This window comes from Clostridioides sp. LIBA-6822 (assembly GCF_056688955.1).
The window spans coordinates 985,892-1,007,255 of record NZ_CP196995.1 but is presented as its reverse complement, the minus strand read 5'-3'; the positions used below and the strand labels follow the sequence as shown (position 1 = coordinate 1,007,255).

Here is a 21,364-nt window from a genome sequence, read left to right as displayed (position 1 = left end):
AAAATATAGAATTATTTTAAGTATTTTATAGAAACCTTTATAAAAATAATATGCAATTTGTTATTACTTTAATAGTAAAATTTTTAAATAATAATAAAGGTGAAAGCTTCTAAAGCTAACACCTTTATAAATTAAATATTCTAAAAAAACATATATTATTCTTAGTTAAGTTCTGGCCAATAATTTTTATTTGCTTTTATTAAATCATCTAATAGTTCTTTTGCTACTGTTGCACTTGGAACTGTTTTAGATAGCATAAGTGCTTGCCATAGTTTATTATATGATTTCTCAATCCAAGCATCAACCACTAACTTTTCAACTGCTAATTGTTGTTCTATTAAGCCCTTTTGAAATGTTGGTATTTTTCCTATTGATAATGGTTCATACCCGTCTTTGCCAACTATACATGGAATCTCAACCATTGCATCAGATTGTATATTTTCTATAGCTCCATTATTTTGAACTATTAAGAGCATACGTTCATGAGTATTAAAAGCTAGAGCTGTAGCTAAATCAACTATAAACTCTGCATGTATTCCTATCTCAAGTCCACTACCAGTAGAATGCCCTTGCTTTTCTATTAATGCACATGAGCTAAATACCTCTTTTTCTCTTCCATCAATCACTTCATTGGCACGAGTGTAATTTACATCAGAATGATTTACAACATAATCTGGGAATAGATAGTACTTTAAGTAACTACTTGGTATTGTAGTTAAATCTGTTTTTACTATTTCTCTAGTAAATAAATTAGTTTCAAACCAACTATCTTTCTTGTTATTTTTCATTCCTTCTTCGCCATTTATAAATCCATACTCTTTTATATGCTCTACTAACTTTGGCAAAAGTTCATTTCCTTTTTTGTCTTTAATTGAAGTATACCAACCAAAATGATTTAATCCAAAGTATCTTATATCCATATTTTTTCTAGATTCAAGTCCTGCAATCTTCGCTATACTATGTTCCATACCTATTGGCATATCACAGATATTTATTACTCTAGAAGTAGGTCTTAACCTTCTAACAGCTTCTGCTATTATAGATGCTGGATTAGAGTAATTTAACATCCAACAGTTTGGAGAATACTTTTCCATATAGTCTATGTTTTCAAGTACACCTTCTATAGACCTCATTCCGTAAGCTATTCCACCTGGTCCACAGGTTTCTTGACCAACTATCCCATGCTTTAGAGGTATTTTTTCATCTAGTTCTCTCATTTCAAGTTTTCCAACTCTTATATGAGCTAAACAAAAGTCTACATCTGTATAAGCTTCTTTCGGGGATGTTGTTGCTAAATATTCTATAGTAGAATCTTTTTCTTTTATTAATATTTCACATGCTTTAGCTACTTTATTTTGTCTTTCTTCATCGTTATCATATAATTTAATAGCTCTTAATGGTAACCTATCTAAATTATCTAACAACATTAATATGATTTCTGGAGTATATGTACTTCCCCCTCCAGCTATTACTACTGAAAACTTCTCCATAACAATTTCTCCTTTTCTATTTAAAAATTTACTATATTTATAAATAACTTTATAAATACTAGCACTTTAAAGTAAAAGGGAGTTCATTTATTAAATTTTTTAAATTAATAAACTATAGCCAAACTTCAAGCACTATCTATATGAAAATTAATTTTCATCACTTCTTGGGTCCATTATTTCAAATATGTCTACAAGTTCAGATACTAAAGAGTGAGCAAATAATGCATTTGAATAATGGTCTTCAGAGTGTATAACTAAAAAATTAGTTCCACTATCTTCACTATCCATAGCATTTGATAGTAATTCTAAATGATGTTTTGATGCTGTTTGTATTTTTTCTGATGCTGATTCTAAAAGTTTTTTCGCTTTATCATAGTCACCTTTTTTTATTTCTTTAAGAGACATCATTACATCACTTTTAGCATCTCCTGATTCTGATATTATGCTAAATACTTTTTCTTCTATTTCAGGTATCATATCCTTCTCCTTCTAATGACTAATTAAAAATCAAAGCTATCGTCATTTAATTCCGTAGCTAATTCTGCATTTTTGTTTAATTCTTCTTTTTCCATTATCTTAAAGAATGGATAATATATCAAGGTCATAAGTATTATACTTGCAAATACTAATACTACAGCCTTCCAGTCTAATGTCATTAAAAATGCTGCAACTCCTGGAGGTAAAAAACCTGGTGGCTCTGCAATAGGCAATCCTACTAATCCTAATTTTAGAGCCATAAAGTTAAGTGCTCCAACTAGTACAGGGCCAAATACAAATGGTACAAACATATATGGATTCATAACTATTGGTGTTCCAAATATTACTGGCTCATTTATTCCAAATAATGATGGTAACAGTACAACTTTTCCCATACTGTTTAAACTCTTACTCTTACTTCTTGACATAAGATATACTAGCCCTAAAGTTATTCCTGACCCAGTTACTTGTAGGAATCCATAGTAAAATCCTATCGTAAATACATATTTTGGGTCTCCTCCTGCTGCTATTAGTGTTGCATTTTCTGCCATATATGTAGCTGCTATTGGCATCCATATACTTGAAGTTATTGCTGCCCCATGAAGTCCAAAGAACCATAGTAATTGAGTTATGAAAAGTATTATAATTACTGCAAAAACATTGTCTACACTACTTATAGCTGGAGCCAAGAAATTCATTATAATAGCTGGTAAGGGTTGACCTAGTACATTTTTAGTTATTGCTGCTATTGCTGTAAATAACATTATACAGACTATCATTGGTGTTAAATTTCTAAAACTTTTATTTACTACACTTGGTACTTCTTTTGGAAATCTAATAACAAGGTTTTTATCATTCATAAACTTAGTAATATCAACTACTAAAAGTGCTATTAATATACTTACAAATAAACCTTGAGCGTCTAAATAGCTTGTATCTAACGCTCCATCTACTACTTGTCCGCATACAACAAGTTGTGCTATAACGGCTGTCATCCCTATTTCTACATGATTAAGATTATATTTTTTAGCTAATGCTTGAGCTATAAAAAATGCTGAGTATATAGATAATAAACTCATAGTAAATTTATTGGGAATAAGTAATGTATCCATATTCTCAGATAATAAAGTTTTTGCACTTCCTTCAGGTAACATATTATTTAGTGCTACAAATAACATACTTAAAGAACCAACAATTATTACTGGGGTGATGCTTATCATACCTTCTTTTATAGCTTGAAGATGCCTTTGCCTTTCAATCTTTTGTGCTATTGGAAGAAGAAATTTTCTCAAATTATTTTGAAGTGCTTCCATGTTTATTTTCTCCCTAATTATCTATTTTTATATAACTCTATTGCCGACTTCATGACAGAAGGGGCATCCATACGACCATAATGTTTAGTATCTATTACACCAACTGCTATTTTATGGTTTTTGCAAGCTTCAACTATATCTTCCTCTTTAAATCTAATCTGTGGTGCTACAAGAACTACATCTATATCATTAACTTGAATATATGATTTTAAATTTTCAAATGATGTTGCATCTATATTTATAGTCTTTGTTTTTAACTTTACATGATCACTGCAAAAACTTTTCATTTTTTCTACGAGTACTCCTGTTGACGCTCCGTTTGCACATACTAATAAAATATTCATAATAAATTCCCTCCTGCAATATTTAATCGCTTTTATTTTTTATTTTATATACTCTAATTATTATTTTAATTTTTAGTACTGCCAGTGATTAAATTTAAAGGCTGTATCTATAGCTTCTTCTGGTTTATATTCTTCTAATATTTTTAAGTATCTTTCTTTATAATCATTATCTACTTCTTTTTCTGGAATTACTATACTAGCTTCATTTAAAAAGTGGAATGAATCCCTTCCCATTTCTAATCCTCTATATGTATGCTTATCTAGTGCCACATCCATAATTTCTGGAACTTTGCCCATTGCAAATCCTTTTATAATTATATTTTTTAATAAATCACTTGACCTATCTTTCTCACATGCACAAAGATATCTTATTGCATGTATGAAAAATAAAGGTCTATCTCCATCTGCATATGAATATTCCTTTCTCACTTGATTTAAATTATTTATGATTATTATAGCTGATGGGTCTCCCATTCCTATATCTTCAACTGATATTGTAAGTATTCTTCTCCATAGCTTATCTTCTAATTCTGGTGATGATATATATAACTCATACGCAAATTCGCATGCTTCTTCTACCATATTTCTTCTTATGGCCTTTTGAAATGATGATATTATTTCATCTGCACTAAATCCGTTTCTTGTAGTCATTCTTGCCCATGGGTCATTTGCCTTTTTATCTCTTAATATTTTCTCATGCATATTATTTACTCCTTTTGATTTAAATTTTAATTCTTTATATTATTTATTAATATATAAAGCAAGTATTGTGCCAGTTTTTTTAGACACTTTTAAATGTGATTATTTCAATCATATTTATTGCCAATACTCAGATACTTTGTCTAAATTTATTTGTATGTGTCTAATATTAATGTCATTTTAGACTAAAAAAGACTACCAAATAAGTTTTCATACTTATTGGTAATCTTTTTTAGTATTTATACATACTCTAATATTAATAATATTTGATAACATTCCTTTTTATTAATTTCTATGTTGTATTTTTTATCTAGTTGAGCTAATATATTTTTTATCTTACTTAAATTCTTTTCATAATTAAGTGCTTTTTCTCTCTGAACCTCCCATGACTAAAGTCACAGGGTTCCTGCTTCATAGAATTTTGCATACTAAAATATGTCTTACAAACTCTCCACAGGCTATCCCCGTAGTTCCTACGGTTCTTACATAAGTTATCTATTTTAAACTCTTATTAGTCTTAATCCTTCTTTTAGTATATTTATACTTGCATTTATATCTCTATCGTGAGTTTCATTACAACAAGGACACATCCATTCTCTTATACTTAAATTCTTCATTTCCTCGTTTTTGTACCCACATTTATTGCATATTTGTGAACTTGCAAAGAATTTACCTACCTTTACAATTTGTCTACCATACCAATTAGCTTTATATTCTAATTGATGAACAAATTCTGACCATGACACATCAGAAATTAAACGAGATAGTTTACGATTTTTAGTCATATTCTTTACTTGTAAATCTTCTATGCAAATAATATCATTCTCTCGTATTAATTTAGTAGATAGTTTTTGTAGAAAATCCTTCCTTTGATTAGCTATATGTTCTTGAAGTCTTGCAACTTTTAACCTTGCTTTATTTCTATTTAAACTACCAATTGTTTTTCTCGATAATTCTCTTTGTAATTTAGCAAGTTTGTTTAATGACTTTTGAAGATACTTAGGATTTTCTATAAATTGTCCACAACTTGAGATACAAAATTCTTTAATTCCTAAATCTAAACCTATCTTATTATTAGTATTTTCAAGTGCTTCAATCTCTATATCAGTACAACATAATGATACATAATATTTACCACTTGGTTCTTTGGATACAGTAGCATTAAGTATTCTCCCTTGAGGTACTTGTTTATCCCTTACTTTGACCATACCAAGTTTAGGTAATTTTATATATTAACCACAGCACATAATATTTCCATTTGTAAAGTTAGTTCTATATGAAAATCTATTAGTTTTCTTTGATTTAAATTTAGGAAATCCTGCATTTTCTTTAAAGAATTTTTTATATGCGTTTTCTAAATCTTTTAAGGTGTTTTGTAGTGAAAATTTGTCAGGTTCTTTAAGCCACTCTAATTCTCTTTTTAAATTGGTCAAATCAGAACTACACTGTTTATAAGTAAAAGTTTCTTTATAGTTTTCATAAACTTCTATTTTTTTAGCAAGATACTTATTATATACAAATCTACAACATCCAAAAGTTTTGTTAATTAACTCTTGCTGTTTTTTATTTGGATACATTCTAAACTTATAAGCTTTTTCCACTACTATCACCTCACTTTAATTGTTTTTTATGATTATTAATATACATATCCGAGTAACTTCTATTTTTCATCACCCATTATAATATTAACAAACGTAATTATTTAAAACAATTATTTCGAAGGTTTTATATTTATTTCTAAATAACATATGTAAGAACCATAAGTCCTAACTTTTATCATTTTTGAGGTTGTCGTTCACATAAGTTCGCTACTACCTATGCAGTTCTCTTATGAACTTCTTACACTTTCATGCAAGCACAGACTATATCTTATCCTTCGGCATTATCCGTTAAGGTCTACCCACTTCCACTACCAATAGCTTGTAGTGTACTTCCCTCAAGAGGAATAGTCGTTGAAGTTTCTCCTATTCGGAGCTTACCTGCTGATTGCCCATTTTAAAGTACTTAGGGTTTAACCTTATACCATCTAACCAATTTTTTCTACTTTCGTAACTTTCACACTTAGGTTTATTTCATCCTTATGTTTTAGTTTGGTTAGCTTTAGGGGTTTCCAGCAATTCAAGTAGTATTGGATAGGTTATATCCTATCTCTACATATAAGTTTCCCTATATGCTGACTATTTTAGCTACTAACTCACGACTAAAGTCACAAGTGTGCGTAGCTATTTTTTAATCAAGTTCTTCAATTACTCTAGTATTTCCAATTAATCCATCTACCATGAAAGCCAAGTGCATCATAAGCCCAATTACTTTGTCATATTTTTTTTCTACATTAAATATTAAAAATAGTTCATCCGAAACAGATTTTATATCTTTAAATATTCTGTTATAATTAGAACTTTTTAGAGAGGTTCTTAGTCCTTCAACTACATCGTCATAACCAATACTTATCTTTATAATATTTTTTAATTTATTTATATTTTCATCTTTATCTATATCTTTTTTACTTATATAGTCAATTCCTTTAATATTAATCTTTTGTTCATTGATTAATGCTACAACATTACTGCTTTCTTTTAGTTTTGTAATATTTAAACTTAAATCTTTTTCTGTTTTATATGGTATAGATATAATATCTATTCCATCTAAGTACCTATTCATTTTTTCTTCTAGAATTTTTCTTGTTTTATTATCTACACCTTCTGAAACATGAGATGCTATAATAATTGTTTTAGACAGATTTTCTTTATCTTGAATTTCACTAGTTCCAAAATAGTACTTTCTTGTATTAACAATAGAATTATATACATCATTTAAAGCTAGTCCCATATTAGCTTTTTGAACTGCTTCTAACACAGTTAATGTGGTCACCATAGGAATTACTCTTATATCACACTTTTTTTCTTTCTTTATAATTTCATCAAAAGAATTTAATGAACCCATATCTGTAAATAGTAGTATATCTTTATTGTCTATACTGTTAATCAGTTTTTTAAAATCTATAATTACTTTGTCATAGCTTTTATCTAACTTCATATCAAACGAAATAGCACTACATTCTCCAATAATATCACTAACTGCTTTAACCATACTACTTGCTGTAGTTTCTCCATGCATAGCAACTATAATATTAAGCTTATTCACTATTTTATTTTGTTCCTCTTGTTTAGCTTGTACTATAAATAATGTAATATATGCCACAGTTTCTATAGATAAAAATAAATCAAATTCATTCTCAATTATTCCAACTATTTTTAAGGCTGTCTTAAATTCACTTCTATTATTTCTTCTAATTTGATTTAAGTCTATGTTATTTGTAGAATTACTTTTATCTAATACATTTTTTATGTATATTGCCATTGACCTAAATATTGATTCATTTATATTTATTTCTTCATCTTCTTTAATAATTTGTCTTATTGATTTACACATATTTTTAAACTTAACATCATTGAATAATTGGGCATCTGCCATATTCATTTCTACAGATTCATTAAGATTAGAATTTACTGCATTAATAATATTCATGTCATCATATTTAATAATTTCCTCTTCTCCTAATGGTGTGAATACAAAAAATTCTATTCCATGTGTTATAACTTCATCTGCTTTAATAGACTTATCTCTATAATCATCATTCACTTCATTTATCGACTTATCAAAGTATTTTTTCTCTATATAAATTGGCTCTTTATTGTTTATTTTATATCTTAAGTATCCATTTGCAACAGCTAACTTTATATCATTTTGAAGTTGACCTACATTATTTTTACAATCATAAAGTAGTAATGATTTAATTATTTCCCTATGTACTTTTATAGAGATAGAAATACTTTTTGATTCTTGCTTAAAAAAATTTTTAACTAATTCTATTCTTTCAATCATAGTTCTATTTCTCAATGAAGGTATTTCTATTTTCATAGGTATTCTTCTATTAAATGTGTCTAATAATGTTGATGTTGGATTTTCTGTAGTAGCGCATATTATTAACACCTTAGACTCTCTTTCCTTAGTTGCATCTCCTAGTCTTTTAAATGTTCCTTTATCTATAAAAGTAAACAACATTTCTTGCCCTTCTGCTGGTAACCTATGAATTTCATCTAAAAAAAGTATCCCTCCATTTGCAATCTCTAAAAGTCCCTTTCTTGAAGATTCTGCTCCTGTGTAGGCACCTTGTTCTACTCCAAAAATATGTCCCATAAGTAATTGTGGGTTATTTGCATAATCTGCACAGTTAAATGTTACAAAGGGTGCTTTCTCTCCTCTAATTCCACTATCTATAGAATAATCATACATGTACCTAGCAATCATACTTTTTCCTACTCCTGTTTCTCCATAGATAATGGTATGGAGTCCATTTGTAGGATAGAGCATTGCGACTTTACATTTTTCTATTATAGGTCTTAAACTTTGTGTTCTACCTATTAAGGTTTCAAAACTATCTTTTTTTATTTTAGTTTCTATTTTTATTTCTTTTGGTGCATCAAACGATTCCTCTTTATCAATATTAACATTTGCAGGGATATAGTATACAGGTCTTCCTTTTATCTTTGTAACCATCCCTTGATTGAATAATTGATTTAAATATGTACTTATATTGTTTCTTGCTATTCCAGTTTTTTCTGACAATCGATTAGCTGTAATACCTTTTCCATTCTCTCTATATGATGATTTTAAAACTTCCATTACTTTATCTTTTTTATATATCATTATGCCCTCCCTCCACATTTGTAATATTTTATTAGCTAAAACTTTTATATTCGCTTTATTTATTTTTAATAAACCTTATTCTCTGATTCTAACTACAGTTTCTTAATGCTCCTTTGCTTACCTATATAGAATTCTTTTAGAAACATTAGTATTATTGGTCATTTTTCTATATTTCTATTTTAAAAATTTTATGGTATTTTCTGAATAATATATTTTCCTTGTTTTTAATTTTATTATATTTGAAAAATGGAAATAAAAAAACCTATTTTTGGAATGGTTTTAAAATTTTTCCAAAAATAGGTTTTTAGTTTATAGTTAAAATAATCAACCATTACTTATAGTGACCTTATACTAAACAACTTTTAAATTTTCTTGGTATTTATTTATGTCTGCTTTAGAAGAATATACAAAGTGACCCTCTGAAACTTCAATCCAACTCAATGACTTCTCATTTGAACAATTAGATATATTAGAATTGTACTCTACTCTATTTTTTGCCTTAGCATACTTAGGGTCAGGAATAGGAATTGCAGAAAGCAAAGATTTTGTATACGGATGAATAGGATTATTATATAATTCATTTGAACTTGCTAATTCTACTAATTTTCCATTATACATAACTCCTATACGGTCACTAATATGTCTCACCATAGATAAATCATGCGCTATAAATAAACAAGTCAAATTCTTTTCTTGTTGTAACTTCTTAAATAAATTTACAATTTGTGCTTGTATAGACACATCCAAAGAAGCTATAGGTTCATCAGCTATTATAAACTCTGGGTCTACTGAAAGAGCTCGTGCTATTCCAGTACGCTGTCTTTGCCCCCCTGAAAAATCAGAAGGATATTTATTTGCATAACTTCTATCAAGTCCAACTAGATTTAACATCTCATATACTTTATTCATTCTCTCTGTTTTATTTTTACAGACACCTTGAATTTTTAGTGGTTCTGAAATTATATCTGCAATTGTCATACGTGGATTTAATGATGAAGTAGAATCTTGGAAAATAATCTGCATACTTTTATTTACATCTTTTTTTATAAATTTATACGTTTTTTTGTCTGAGATACAATTTCCTTTGTAAATTACTTCTCCACCAGTAGATTCATGTAACCTTATTATAGTTTTGCCAGTTGTAGATTTTCCTGAACCTGACTCTCCTACTAATCCAAATATCTCACCTTTATATATATCAAAACTTATATCATCAACTGCCTTTACAGTAGTACTTTTATCCAAATGAAAATATTGTTTTAAGTTTTTTATTTCTAGTATTTTTTCTCTATTCATTAGAAATCACCCTTCCACAATTTACTCTAACTGGTGTATCTACTTTAGGTGCATCTGGATGCAATAACCAAGTTGCAGCACTATGTGTATCATTAATTTTAAACATCGGCGGTTCTTTTTCATAATCTATTTTAAGAGCATTTTTATTCCTTACTGCAAACGCATCTCCTTTTGGAGGATTTAATAAATTCGGAGGCATACCAGGTATATTATATAAATAGTCATCCTGTGAATCTAAAGTAGGTAATGAGCCTAATAAACCCCAAGTATATGGATGCCTAGGGTCGTAAAATATATCTTCTACTGTTCCTATTTCTACAATCTTTCCTGCATACATGACTGCTATTCTATCAGCTATAGTTGCAACTACGCCTAAATCATGAGTTATAAATATTATTGATAAACCTATCTTATCTTGTAAATCCTTTATTAAGTCAATTATTTGAGCTTGTATAGTTACATCTAAGGCTGTTGTAGGCTCATCAGCAATCAATACATCTGGATTACAAGCAAGTGCTATAGCTATTACTATACGTTGTCTCATCCCACCAGAAAAATGATGTGGAAATTGTTTAAATCTCTTTTCAGGGTTATCTATTCCAACTAATTCAATAAGTTCCATAGCTCTTTTTTTAGCTTCACTTTTACTTATACCTTGATGAATCACTATAGCTTCTGCTATTTGCTTTCCTATTGATATAGTTGGATTAAGAGATGTCATAGGGTCTTGAAATATCATTGACATATTCTTTCCTCTGATAGACTCCATCTCTTTTTCAGACTTGTTAACTAAATCATTTGATTTAAGTAAAATCTCTCCATTTTTAATATATCCATTATATGGGAGTATCCTTATTAAGCTCTTACATAATACAGATTTACCACAACCAGATTCTCCAACTATAGCCAATGTCTCACCTTTTTTTAGATTAAAAGATACATTTCTTACAGCCTGTACTTCTCCTTCTTCTACTTTAAAACTTACAGATAGATTATTAACCTCCAATAAATGTTCCAAAAACCATCAACCCCTATGCTATTCAAACCTTAGGGATATATTTTTATCCCTAAGGTTTCTAATTAATTTAACTATTATTCAATTGTCCAATCAGCTATGTTCCAGAATATACCTACACCATGATGACCTAGAACTGTATCAGGTGTTAGCCCTTTGATATTTGGTTTTCCAACATAGATTGCATCTATGTAAGCAATAAATGTATAAGGCATATCTTTAGTCATTTCTACTTGGAATTGTTTATATAACTTTAACTTTTCATCTTTATTTTCTGTTTCTCTTGCTTTTTGAAGTATTGTATCTATAGTAGGATTAGAGTAAGCATTGTAATTTGAACCTTTATCTGTTCCAAACACTTTATATGTATGGTCATCTGGGTCAAATGGACTTCCCCAACCTATTAAATGAGCATCTTGATTAGCCCAATCTGTTTCAGTTACAACCACAGCTTTAGCATCCACACCTATTTCTTTTAACTGTTGTGCACATATTTTAGCCATATCAACTCTAACTTGGTCACTCTCTCCTGCTGTTATTTCAAAAGCTAATTTAGTACCTTCTTTTTCATAAATTCCATCAGAACCTAATTTCCATCCTAATTTTTCAATTTCTTGTTTAGCTTTTTCTGGGTTATATTCAAACTTCTCTATATCAGGATTATTATATTCTCCCATTTGTAAAGGTGAATATGCTGGCACACCATGTCCTAATAATACGCTATCAACTATTGCTTTTCTATCTATTGCATAGCTTAAAGCATTTGGTAATCCTTTAGTTTTTTCATCTTTAAAGAACTTAGAATTAAAATTGTATAATATACCTCTATAATCTGCTGTTTTCATTATATTTATTTTAAAGTTCTTTTCATCTTTTTCAAAATTAGACATATCCTTAGGAGTTACTTGAGCTAAGTCTAATTCTCCTGATTTTAATTGCATTGCTTTAGCCTTATCATCTGGAACAATTTTAAATACTACTTTATCTAAACCTGGCTCTTTTACGAAATAATCACTATTTTTAACAAGAGTTATACTTTGACCTTTATCCCATTTTTCAAGTTTAAATGGCCCAGTTCCTATTGGTTTTTGATTAAATTCATCAGTAGCTATATCCTTACCTTCTAATACATGTTTTGGTAATATTCCTATTGTAAGATAATCAAGCATTGCTGTATTTGGAGCTTTTAAAGTAATTTTTATAGTATTATCATTAACTACATCAATTTTTGTTATATCTTCATAATTTGATGCTATTTCAGAAGCATTCTCTGGTTTCACTATAGTTTCTATTGTAAACTTAACATCATTTGCTGTAAATTTCTCTCCATCATGCCACTTAACATCATCTCTTAAATTAAAAGTATATGTATTTGTTGCCTCATCAAATTTCCAGTCCTTTGCTAAACAAGGAACTATTTTATTATTTTCATCATGAGCTGTTAATCCATTAAATATTAGTGAATTTATCTCCCCATGCTCATATAGTGCAGGATTTATACTTGTATAGTCATTACTTCCATAAACAAGCACCTTTCCATCTTTAGATGTATCTGCTTTTTTATCTTTGTCTCCTCCACTAGAACAACCTGCCATTAGACTAAGTATCATTACTAAACTTAAAACTTTTAACTTCTTTAATTTCATGATGCTCCCCCTTTTGCTTTTTATAAAATATTTTTCAAAGCTTTGACCCCATTTATTTAAATAGATATTTCAAATACCTCAGTATTTGCTTATTTAGTTCTCAAATGCTGATTTATAAATTACTAGATTTTTTATTATTATTTTTTCTTATATAATTACCTATATTAGTTATACACACCAATGTAGTAACTAAAAATATACCTGGAATCAGTATAATCCACCATCTATTTGAAAGTAATGCTTCTTCTGATAAAGATAACATACTTCCCCAAGAAACAATTTCTATTGGTAGGCCTATTCCTAAAAAACTTAGTGTTGATTCAGTCCCAATAGCTGCACCTATATTTGTTACAACCATAAACATTATCGATGCTACAAAATTTGGAAGTAAGTGTTGCTTTAGTGTATAGAAGAATCCTCCTCCCATACTTTTAGCTGCTAATATGTATTCGCTATTTCTTATTTGCCTAACCTCTGTTCTTACAATCTTAGATATGTTCATCCAACTTGTTATCCCTATTACTATAGACATAGATATTGGACTCGAATTTCCAAGTATAGCTTGTACAAATATTATGATTAATATTGAAGGTATACTAAGGATGATTTCTGTAAATCTCATCATTGCATCATCTACAAGTTCAGATGCTGAGCCACTTATACTTCCATAAATAACTCCTATACAAGTTGATATTACAGTAGAAAATAATCCTATAAATAAAGATATTTTTCCTCCATACCATATCATAGAATATATATCTCTACCCATTGAATCTGTTCCAAATAAAAAAGTTTTATTTGGAGCTAAATTAGAGCTTACTAAATCCATGTAGGTTGGTTCATGTGTCATTATGAAAGATGAAAACACACTTCCAATAATAATAATTGATAAAATAATAATTGATATATATGGTAATTCTTTAATTTTGTTTAATAAGGTTTTCTTTGTTTCTACATGTTTCTCTTCTGCTACTAAAATATAATTTTCTCCTACAATTTCAAAATCACTACATTGTGGCTTCATTAGTATCACCTCTATCATATTTCATTCTAGGGTCTATTTTATTGTTTATAATTTGAGCTAGCATATTACCAAATACTACTAAAGCCCCTGTTATTAAGCATAAAACTAATAACATATTATAATCATGATACTTTGCACTTTCAAAACAAAGAGTTCCTAACCCTGGGTAAGAAAAAACTTTTTCAACTACATAAGTTCCTCCCAATATGTGAGGTATTGAAATGGCCATTATACTGATATATGATGGCATTATATTTCTCAGGCAATGCTTAAAAACAATGGTTCTATTATTTAAACCTTTTGCTTTACATAACAGTACATAATCTTCTCTTATCTCTTCTAGCAATTTATTTCTTATCATATATGTGTAATACCATAAGTGACTCAGTATAAGTACTGTAAGAGGTAAGATTAAATGCGATATTCTACTTAATATGCTGGTCTCCTCTCCCATTGCATAAGCACCACTGCTTGGAAATATGTTTAGGTTTATACTGAATATGAGTATAAGTACCAAAGCAACCCAAAATGATGGAATACAGTTGGTTATTGTTCCTAGTTTACATATAATTCTATCAATGAGCTTATCTTCATGTAGTGTACAAAATATTCCTAACAATAAAGCTAGTACAAAGGTAAGTATATACCCTGAACCACCTAATATTATAGTATTTATATAGACATCATTTATAACAGAAGTAACATTTTGTTTATATTTAAATGAAATCCCAAATTCCCCTTTTGATGCATTTGAAATCCATTTTACATATTGACTGTATATTGGTTCGTCCAAACCGAGTTTTCTCATGGCATTTTCTTTTTCTTGAGTACTCATTCTTTCTACCCCATCTCCATAGTAAGAGATTAATGGGTCTCCTGGAGCAAGTCTTGCCATATAAAAAACAACAAACGATAATAAAAACATTACTAAAATAAACTGCAACAACTTTTTCAGTATATCCTTTAACAAACCCCAATTCCCCCTTTGTTGCAATAAAAAAAACCACATAAAAGCAAACGTAAAGTAACGTTAAAACCTTCGTGGTTTCATTATCATTAAATAATTAAATTTTCACTATTTATCTATGAGTTAATTTTAGCATCATTTATTCACTGTGTAAACAAACTTTTTAAAAATTGTTAAAATTTCATCAAATTATTTTATTTATACCTAAAATAAAATTTTTATACAGTATTTTCCACTATTTAGTATGAAATTATTAATTTTTAGGTTGACTATATTGATAAATTATATTATATTAGTTTCTATGCAAACTATTTAAGAGGTGATTTTATTGAAGACTAATTATGATTGTTTTAGAATAGCTATGCTTTTAAAAGAACTCTATTCTAAAACTATGTACACAGTAGAAGAAAATTTTAAAGAGAATGGATTGACACATCAACAGATTATAGTTATAAAACTAATAGCTCATAATCAAGAGCTTACAATATCACAATTATGTGATGAAATGTCTCTAGCTAAGGGTACAGTTTCAGGTATAATCAGCAGATTAGAACAGATTGGATATATAGAAAAATTCAAGAAATCTGAAGATAAAAGAAATACATATGTTAAATTTACAACATCAGGACTTGAATTTGCCACAAGTTTTAAAACTAAAATGCAGGAAAGTTTTGATGATATCTTTAAAAACTGTGATGAACAAGAATTAAATGACTTAGTAAAAAATCTTAGAAATATATTAACAAAAATAAAGGAGAGATAATTATGAATTCTAAATTAATACTTGCAATAGTATTTATAACATCAGCTTTAATTTTTTACACTATAGGTGTATTTGGAGAAAGGAAAGCTAAAATTTTAAAAAAGAAGCATGTAATCATATTTTGGCTTGGTTTGATATTTGATACTTTAGGAACATTTACAATGAGTAACATAGCTAAAAGCAATACATTTTATGTAAAATCCGCTTTATCTCAAAACCTTCATAGTATAACAGGTCTTCTTGCAATCGTACTTATGCTTTTTCATGCAGGTTGGGCTACCTTTGTCCTATATAAAGATGATGAAGATAAGAAAAAATTCTTCCATAAATTTAGTATAGTTGTATGGACTATATGGCTAATTCCATACTTTATAGGTATGTTTATTGGCATGGCTGGATAATAGATATGTAGTAAAATATATAAAATAAAGTGTGTAAGAAAGTAAATATACACTTACACACTTTTTATATATTATATTTTAAATAATTTCTTAAATTGATTTATATATATTTATCTATAAAATCTATTTATTAAACACCTAATACTTGAGTTACTCCTGGAACTTCACTCACTAAAACATTTTCAATAATGGCTTTTATTGTCATAGTTGCTCCTGGGCATCCACTACATGCACCTTGTAATCTAACTAAAACTACGCCATTTTCATTTACATCTATAAGTTCTACATCTCCACCATCTCTTTGTAATACTGGCTTTATCTTTTCTTCAAGTATTTTTTCAACCTTTTCTCTCATAGTTATTCCCCCCAGAAATATTTTATTACCAAGATTATACCAATGGTTTAAATTTTTGTCCATCTAATGATTTGTCAAATTCAGTTTTTGCTTCATTAATAATTTCAGTATTCATAAATACATCATAAGCACTACAAGCCAACACTTTAGCTGAATTTATCATAGCAGAAAATCCCATGCTTGAACCTGATGATGAACATGACTGCCATGTATGACTTGCAATTCCAACAGGCCATGCCGCCATTGCAAATTGAGCCACTGGTATAACATAACTTACATCTCCAACATCAGTAGAGCCAGCTAGTCCTTTATCTTGGTCTCCATCAACTATCTCCTGATGTATATAACTTTCTACGATAGATTTATCATTTTGTAATGATGTTGCTACACCTAGTCTTTCTTCTCTAGTAAGAGTTTCACATAGTTTTTTAGCAAATTCGTCTTCTTCAGGAGTAGCTTTAGGGCAACCAACAAAAACCATATTATTGTAAACCAAATCAGTCAAACATTGATTTGGTATATAATCATATATTCCATCTGTAACAGTATACTCCATCTCAGTTTCTGTCATCATTGCTGCTCCCTGTGCCACTTTTATCAATCTATCAAGAACATGCTCTGCATCCTTTGCTTTTTTCCCTCTAATAAAATACCAGCTCTCAGCAAAACCAGGGACTACATTAGGTCTTCCACCACCATTAGTTATAACATAGTGCATTCTTATAGAATCAATAACATGTTCTCTTAAATAATTTGCTCCAACATTCATAATTTCAACAGCATCGAGTGCACTTCTACCATTATGTGGAGCTTGAGCTGCATGTGCTGTTATTCCTTTAAACTTGAACTTTATAGATAAGTTTGCTAGACTTCCTCCTCTCCAAGGTGTGTTTATATCAAAAGGATGCCATGTAAATGCACAATCTACGTCATCAAAACATCCATTTACACACATATATGTCTTTCCCCCACCTTCTTCTTCAGCAGGACAACCAAAATATTTTATTGTTCCATTAAACTTATTTTCTTCTATTAATTTTTTTATAGAAACAACTGCTCCTACACCTGCTACACCTAACAGATTATGCCCACATCCATGACCTGCTTCACCTTCTACCAATGGCTTTTTTTCTGTACTTACAGATTGTGACAACTCTGGTAAAGCATCATATTCTCCAAGTATTCCAATCACTGGCTTACCTTCTCCAAAACTTGCTATAAATCCAGTAGGTAGATTTTCTACTTCTTCAATTTCAAATCCCTTTGATTTTAGATATTCTTTTTGAATGTTACTTGCATACTTTTCTTCAAAAGCTAGTTCTGGATTTTCCCATATTTTTTTAGACAAGTCTATTAGTTCTTCTCTTATTTCTTCAATATTATTTATGATATACTCTTTCATAATTCCCTCCAGATATATGTATTTTTGATATGCTTTACAGATTATATTATATACTAACATTCTATTTATTCATAATTTTTTGTTAATTAATTTGATTCATATATTCTTCTATAGATTGTATCTTCTCTTCATTTTGTATCTTCATAAATTCAATGTATTTCATTTTCCATAATGTAGTTTCAGTTTTCTTATTTAATAGAAATTCTAATAAATTAATTTCTTTCATTCTTATGTCCTCACAAAATACAACACTACCCAATATTGCCAATTCTAATTCACTTAATGATGCAAACAACATTAAATACTCTTCTCCGAATAAACATTCCGCTTCAAGAATATCAACAAAGTCTTTTTTAGCATTGATATTTTCCTTTATTATTCTTATTTTTTCAACTATAGATGTACTATCTAATATTTGATTGAATATCTCTCTAAATGATTCATCGTCTAGTTTACGTTCATCATCAATAATGTAATTCTCTAAAGACTCATTTGCACTACTACTTACAGTTATCATACTTTTAAAAGTATCATTCTCTATTGAATTCAGCACAGATTCAATAAATATATTTTCATATCTTTTAATATATCTTATCATTACTTCATCTTCTATACTTAATCTTTTTATTAATACTTCAATTGCTTGCATAAGTAATGAGGTTATCTTTTTATTTCTTCTAATTTTTCTATTAACTTCTTCAAAATCACTATAATTTAAATTATTATCTGCATCAATCAATTCAACTATATTATTTTCCTCATAATCCCTAACTTCATCTTCAACATTATTATTGTATATGTTTTTAAACTGTTTTTCTAAAAACTCATATTCATATTCTGAGATTTCTAGATTAGTTACTTCATTTCCTAAAATCGTAGAAAAAATACAATTATTTATAATAAGTTCAAATAAATTTATAAGTATGACATCACAATCTATTTTATAAGTCACTCCATAATCATAAAATAATTTTTCTCTATCTTTCTTCTTAAATAAATTACAAAACCTATTTTCTATGTCTATACTCTCGATATAATTCTTTACATAATAGATACCTTGAACATCCATATCGTCTAATGCCAATGGATAATCTATACTCACTGGAATGTCATAAGCTTCAAATTTTATAACATAATTTTTAAAGAAACCTGACAATTCTAACAAAGTATCATTATATGCTATTGAGTTAGTATCTACCTTTCTACCTATCATTACTTCATAAAAACTTTCTAACTCGATTAAATCATTTTCTAATATTTTGATACCTTCCAAGTACATACTTTTTATATTTTTAGCAGTCAACTCTACAACTCTCTTCTCTAGATTTTCTAACTTATTTATATACGCATCAATAGCATACCATATTGAAATCAGCAACTTTTCGGCAACTTTCGTCCTTACTGATGTACTTTGACCAATTGTATACTGCTTAATCAAATCTATAAGTATTAGAGATATTTCTTGTTGTATGCTATATACTTCTCTTCCATCTATTACTTTACAGTCTAGACATTCCTTAAGCAAAGATATTGAATATTGATTTTTTATTAAATTTTTTTCATTTATATTAATATTGCTTAGATTATTTGACATAGCTACTCTCTCCTATCATATATTAAACTTCTCCAAACTTAAACTTCTTTGCGAATTCATCTGCTTCTCCTCTTACATTATCGAGATTTCCTGAAAATTTTTCATAAAGTTCATCTAGCATTTCTATAATCTCATCATCACATATCTTATCATCCGTTTCATTTTTTAAATAATAAAAAAGTTCTTGCATATCATTAATAGTTTCTAAATAATCATCCATATTTGTAAACTGTGATGTATATATATATTCTATCAATTGTTTTGTAACTTTTATATCCAACTCTATCCTGCCATACCCCTTTAAAGTATAATTTCTTGAAGTTATTATATCTTTTACATCAGATTCTGAAAGGGTTAAACCATATGCCTTAGATTCTCTATTAGTATCAAGCAATTCATTCCTTTCTATTTCTTTTAAACCTTGATGCATAGAACTCAAAATAATAGGTGATATCATTTAAAATTCTCCTTTTTTTATTTTTTCTATTGACTTTTTTATATTTTTATGTTATATTTAAATTAGTATATTTATTTTTTCTAACTACTTATAATAATATTATCATAAGTAGTTTTTGTCAACTCAAAATTAGTATCTTAATTAAATTTCTCAATAAAAAAATACCATCACCTAGACATATAATTTTATATAACTTCTTTTTATTCCACAGTTATTTACAATTAAAATCTAAACAATGATATCCTTATTAATTTATTTATCTTTTTTAGCTCTACTTCTACTTTTCTTTACATTTGAACAATTTCTACAAGAAGGTGAACAGTATTGAGATTTAGAATTTGTAGGAATATAAATCTTACCACAATACTTACATTTATTTAAAGAAGGAGGTTCACTTGTAATTGCAAACGCATATATAGTCTCAATCGCTGTCTTTAGAGAGTCAAACTCCCATGCAATAGTTGGTTTATCCAATTGACTTATAGAAAAACCTATCTTTTGAGGATTAAACCCTCCAGACATAATAGTAACACTTTCAGTTAATAGATTTGATGTATTTTTATATACACAAACTTGATTAAAGTGTCTACACATATCTTTAGCAAAACTTACAATCCAATCTAATTGTTCAGTATAAAATCTTGAAAACACTAAATCTAAAATTAATGGTCTTTTTCCAAAAAACTTAGGCGATTCCTCTCTTTTTGATACATCTATACCTCGTCTATATTTTTTAAAATACACATCGTCATCACTTGCAAATGGTATAAACATATTTACATATTCATCAGTACTCAATATATTATCTTTTGTAATATAGTTCTTTTCAATCATCAGCACTCTTTCTTCTCCAACTATGTCTCTATTATATACACTTGAATAAATTAAACCCAACAATCCATATTTTTTTACAAATTCAAGTACTTCTTTTTTTAATCTCATTTCTTTCGTCTCTTTTGGTATATCTTGCAATGCTTCTTGTCCTATACAGATTATATCTACTATTATATCATCTACAACATCAAATGGATTGTACATAGTGAATACAGCATCTTCAGTTGGTACTATATACAATTCATCGTCTTCAGTAATTTTATATTCATAATCACTATATCTAATCCAATCACTTGCAAAATTTCCTATTAATTCTATTTTTTTATTCATAATAATTGTGCGCTCCTCCCAATGTAATAATTAAATATTTTTTACTATTACATTTTTAGTTTATTCTATAATTTCTACCATGTCAACTATTCTTTTTATATTTATATCACATCAAAATATACTAAGTCTGTCAGCCTAATATTCTTATATTATAGATTAATTCATAATTAAATTTATAAAAACTATTTACATCTGAAATTAATCTCTTTATAATTAATATGTAATATATTTTTAATTTTACATATTA

Annotated in this window: 18 protein-coding genes and 1 pseudogene; 2 read left to right on the top strand and 17 right to left on the bottom strand. The window is 28.3% G+C overall.

Going from position 1 to position 21,364, the window contains the following annotated elements:
• Positions 1-161: 161 nt before the first annotated feature.
• From ACTG48_RS04980 to ACTG48_RS04925, 12 genes and pseudogenes are all read right to left on the bottom strand, one after another.
• Positions 162-1,490 carry a 6-phospho-alpha-glucosidase gene (locus tag ACTG48_RS04980; protein ID WP_479918282.1) on the bottom strand — a complete coding sequence of 443 codons (1,329 nt, stop codon included), beginning with the start codon at positions 1,488-1,490 and terminating at the stop codon, positions 162-164.
• A 147-nt stretch (positions 1,491-1,637) separates the two neighbouring features.
• Positions 1,638-1,967 carry a PTS sugar transporter subunit IIA gene (locus tag ACTG48_RS04975; protein WP_021383610.1) on the bottom strand — a complete coding sequence of 110 codons (330 nt, stop codon included), beginning with the start codon at positions 1,965-1,967 and terminating at the stop codon, positions 1,638-1,640.
• Between the two features lie 23 nt (positions 1,968-1,990).
• Entirely contained in the window at positions 1,991-3,280 is a 1,290-nt protein-coding gene (locus ACTG48_RS04970) for a PTS sugar transporter subunit IIC (RefSeq protein ID WP_021383625.1), read from the bottom strand.
• A 17-nt stretch (positions 3,281-3,297) separates the two neighbouring features.
• Positions 3,298-3,624, bottom strand: coding sequence for a PTS sugar transporter subunit IIB (locus ACTG48_RS04965; protein WP_021383573.1), 327 nt, complete (start codon positions 3,622-3,624; stop codon positions 3,298-3,300).
• Between the two features lie 72 nt (positions 3,625-3,696).
• Positions 3,697-4,326 carry a mgsA AAA+ ATPase gene (locus tag ACTG48_RS04960; RefSeq protein WP_021383615.1) on the bottom strand — a complete coding sequence of 210 codons (630 nt, stop codon included), beginning with the start codon at positions 4,324-4,326 and terminating at the stop codon, positions 3,697-3,699.
• 497 nt (positions 4,327-4,823) lie between these two features.
• A pseudogene (tnpB, locus tag ACTG48_RS04955) lies at positions 4,824-5,933 on the bottom strand (IS200/IS605 family element RNA-guided endonuclease TnpB).
• Between the two features lie 619 nt (positions 5,934-6,552).
• Entirely contained in the window at positions 6,553-9,033 is a 2,481-nt protein-coding gene (locus tag ACTG48_RS04950; RefSeq protein WP_479918281.1) for a sigma 54-interacting transcriptional regulator, read from the bottom strand.
• 351 nt (positions 9,034-9,384) lie between these two features.
• Entirely contained in the window at positions 9,385-10,329 is a 945-nt protein-coding gene (locus ACTG48_RS04945) for an ABC transporter ATP-binding protein (protein WP_021383603.1), read from the bottom strand.
• The gene (locus tag ACTG48_RS04940) at positions 10,322-11,347 is read right to left on the bottom strand and encodes an ABC transporter ATP-binding protein (protein WP_021383619.1); all 1,026 of its coding nucleotides are present in this window, start codon (positions 11,345-11,347) and stop codon (positions 10,322-10,324) included. The genes ACTG48_RS04945 and ACTG48_RS04940 overlap by 8 nt, the downstream gene beginning before the upstream one ends.
• A gap of 74 nt (positions 11,348-11,421) precedes the next feature.
• On the bottom strand, positions 11,422-12,990 hold the full coding sequence (locus ACTG48_RS04935; protein WP_021383674.1) for an ABC transporter substrate-binding protein: 1,569 nt from the start codon (positions 12,988-12,990) through the stop codon (positions 11,422-11,424).
• 112 nt (positions 12,991-13,102) lie between these two features.
• Positions 13,103-14,014 carry an ABC transporter permease gene (locus tag ACTG48_RS04930; protein WP_021383569.1) on the bottom strand — a complete coding sequence of 304 codons (912 nt, stop codon included), beginning with the start codon at positions 14,012-14,014 and terminating at the stop codon, positions 13,103-13,105.
• Entirely contained in the window at positions 13,998-14,984 is a 987-nt protein-coding gene (locus ACTG48_RS04925) for an ABC transporter permease (RefSeq protein WP_479918280.1), read from the bottom strand. The genes ACTG48_RS04930 and ACTG48_RS04925 overlap by 17 nt, the downstream gene beginning before the upstream one ends.
• Before the next feature lie 325 nt (positions 14,985-15,309).
• On the opposite strand from ACTG48_RS04925, the gene ACTG48_RS04920 reads away from it, so the two are divergent.
• Positions 15,310-15,744, top strand: a complete 435-nt coding sequence (locus ACTG48_RS04920; protein ID WP_479918279.1) for a MarR family winged helix-turn-helix transcriptional regulator — start codon at positions 15,310-15,312, stop codon at positions 15,742-15,744.
• A 2-nt stretch (positions 15,745-15,746) separates the two neighbouring features.
• Entirely contained in the window at positions 15,747-16,145 is a 399-nt protein-coding gene (locus ACTG48_RS04915) for an HsmA family protein (RefSeq protein WP_021383588.1), read from the top strand.
• 130 nt (positions 16,146-16,275) lie between these two features.
• Here the strand turns inward: ACTG48_RS04915 and ACTG48_RS04910 are convergent, their stop codons facing one another.
• The 5 genes from ACTG48_RS04910 to ACTG48_RS04890 form a co-directional block, all read right to left on the bottom strand.
• A complete protein-coding gene (locus ACTG48_RS04910; RefSeq protein ID WP_479918278.1) occupies positions 16,276-16,500 on the bottom strand; it encodes a NifU family protein in 225 nt (74 codons plus the stop codon).
• Between the two features lie 34 nt (positions 16,501-16,534).
• Positions 16,535-17,902 carry a M20 family metallopeptidase gene (locus ACTG48_RS04905; protein ID WP_479918277.1) on the bottom strand — a complete coding sequence of 456 codons (1,368 nt, stop codon included), beginning with the start codon at positions 17,900-17,902 and terminating at the stop codon, positions 16,535-16,537.
• A gap of 82 nt (positions 17,903-17,984) precedes the next feature.
• The gene (locus ACTG48_RS04900; RefSeq protein ID WP_479918276.1) at positions 17,985-19,496 is read right to left on the bottom strand and encodes a DUF6179 domain-containing protein; all 1,512 of its coding nucleotides are present in this window, start codon (positions 19,494-19,496) and stop codon (positions 17,985-17,987) included.
• Between the two features lie 22 nt (positions 19,497-19,518).
• The gene (locus ACTG48_RS04895) at positions 19,519-19,953 is read right to left on the bottom strand and encodes a DUF6323 family protein (RefSeq protein WP_021383637.1); all 435 of its coding nucleotides are present in this window, start codon (positions 19,951-19,953) and stop codon (positions 19,519-19,521) included.
• A 252-nt stretch (positions 19,954-20,205) separates the two neighbouring features.
• A complete protein-coding gene (locus tag ACTG48_RS04890; RefSeq protein ID WP_479918275.1) occupies positions 20,206-21,117 on the bottom strand; it encodes a CGNR zinc finger domain-containing protein in 912 nt (303 codons plus the stop codon).
• Positions 21,118-21,364: the final 247 nt, after the last annotated feature.

Coding starts and splice junctions, on each gene's coding strand:
- ACTG48_RS04965 (WP_021383573.1), bottom strand. CDS start 3,624: ATGAATATTTTATTAGTATGTGCAAACGGAGCGTCAACAGGAGTACTC.
- ACTG48_RS04980 (WP_479918282.1), bottom strand. CDS start 1,490: ATGGAGAAGTTTTCAGTAGTAATAGCTGGAGGGGGAAGTACATATACT.
- ACTG48_RS04930 (WP_021383569.1), bottom strand. CDS start 14,014: ATGAAGCCACAATGTAGTGATTTTGAAATTGTAGGAGAAAATTATATT.
- ACTG48_RS04905 (WP_479918277.1), bottom strand. CDS start 17,902: ATGAAAGAGTATATCATAAATAATATTGAAGAAATAAGAGAAGAACTA.
- ACTG48_RS04935 (WP_021383674.1), bottom strand. CDS start 12,990: ATGAAATTAAAGAAGTTAAAAGTTTTAAGTTTAGTAATGATACTTAGT.
- ACTG48_RS04890 (WP_479918275.1), bottom strand. CDS start 21,117: ATGAATAAAAAAATAGAATTAATAGGAAATTTTGCAAGTGATTGGATT.
- ACTG48_RS04900 (WP_479918276.1), bottom strand. CDS start 19,496: ATGTCAAATAATCTAAGCAATATTAATATAAATGAAAAAAATTTAATA.
- ACTG48_RS04895 (WP_021383637.1), bottom strand. CDS start 19,953: ATGATATCACCTATTATTTTGAGTTCTATGCATCAAGGTTTAAAAGAA.
- ACTG48_RS04945 (WP_021383603.1), bottom strand. CDS start 10,329: ATGAATAGAGAAAAAATACTAGAAATAAAAAACTTAAAACAATATTTT.
- ACTG48_RS04975 (WP_021383610.1), bottom strand. CDS start 1,967: ATGATACCTGAAATAGAAGAAAAAGTATTTAGCATAATATCAGAATCA.
- ACTG48_RS04950 (WP_479918281.1), bottom strand. CDS start 9,033: ATGATATATAAAAAAGATAAAGTAATGGAAGTTTTAAAATCATCATAT.
- ACTG48_RS04970 (WP_021383625.1), bottom strand. CDS start 3,280: ATGGAAGCACTTCAAAATAATTTGAGAAAATTTCTTCTTCCAATAGCA.
- ACTG48_RS04910 (WP_479918278.1), bottom strand. CDS start 16,500: ATGAGAGAAAAGGTTGAAAAAATACTTGAAGAAAAGATAAAGCCAGTA.
- ACTG48_RS04915 (WP_021383588.1), top strand. CDS start 15,747: ATGAATTCTAAATTAATACTTGCAATAGTATTTATAACATCAGCTTTA.
- ACTG48_RS04960 (WP_021383615.1), bottom strand. CDS start 4,326: ATGCATGAGAAAATATTAAGAGATAAAAAGGCAAATGACCCATGGGCA.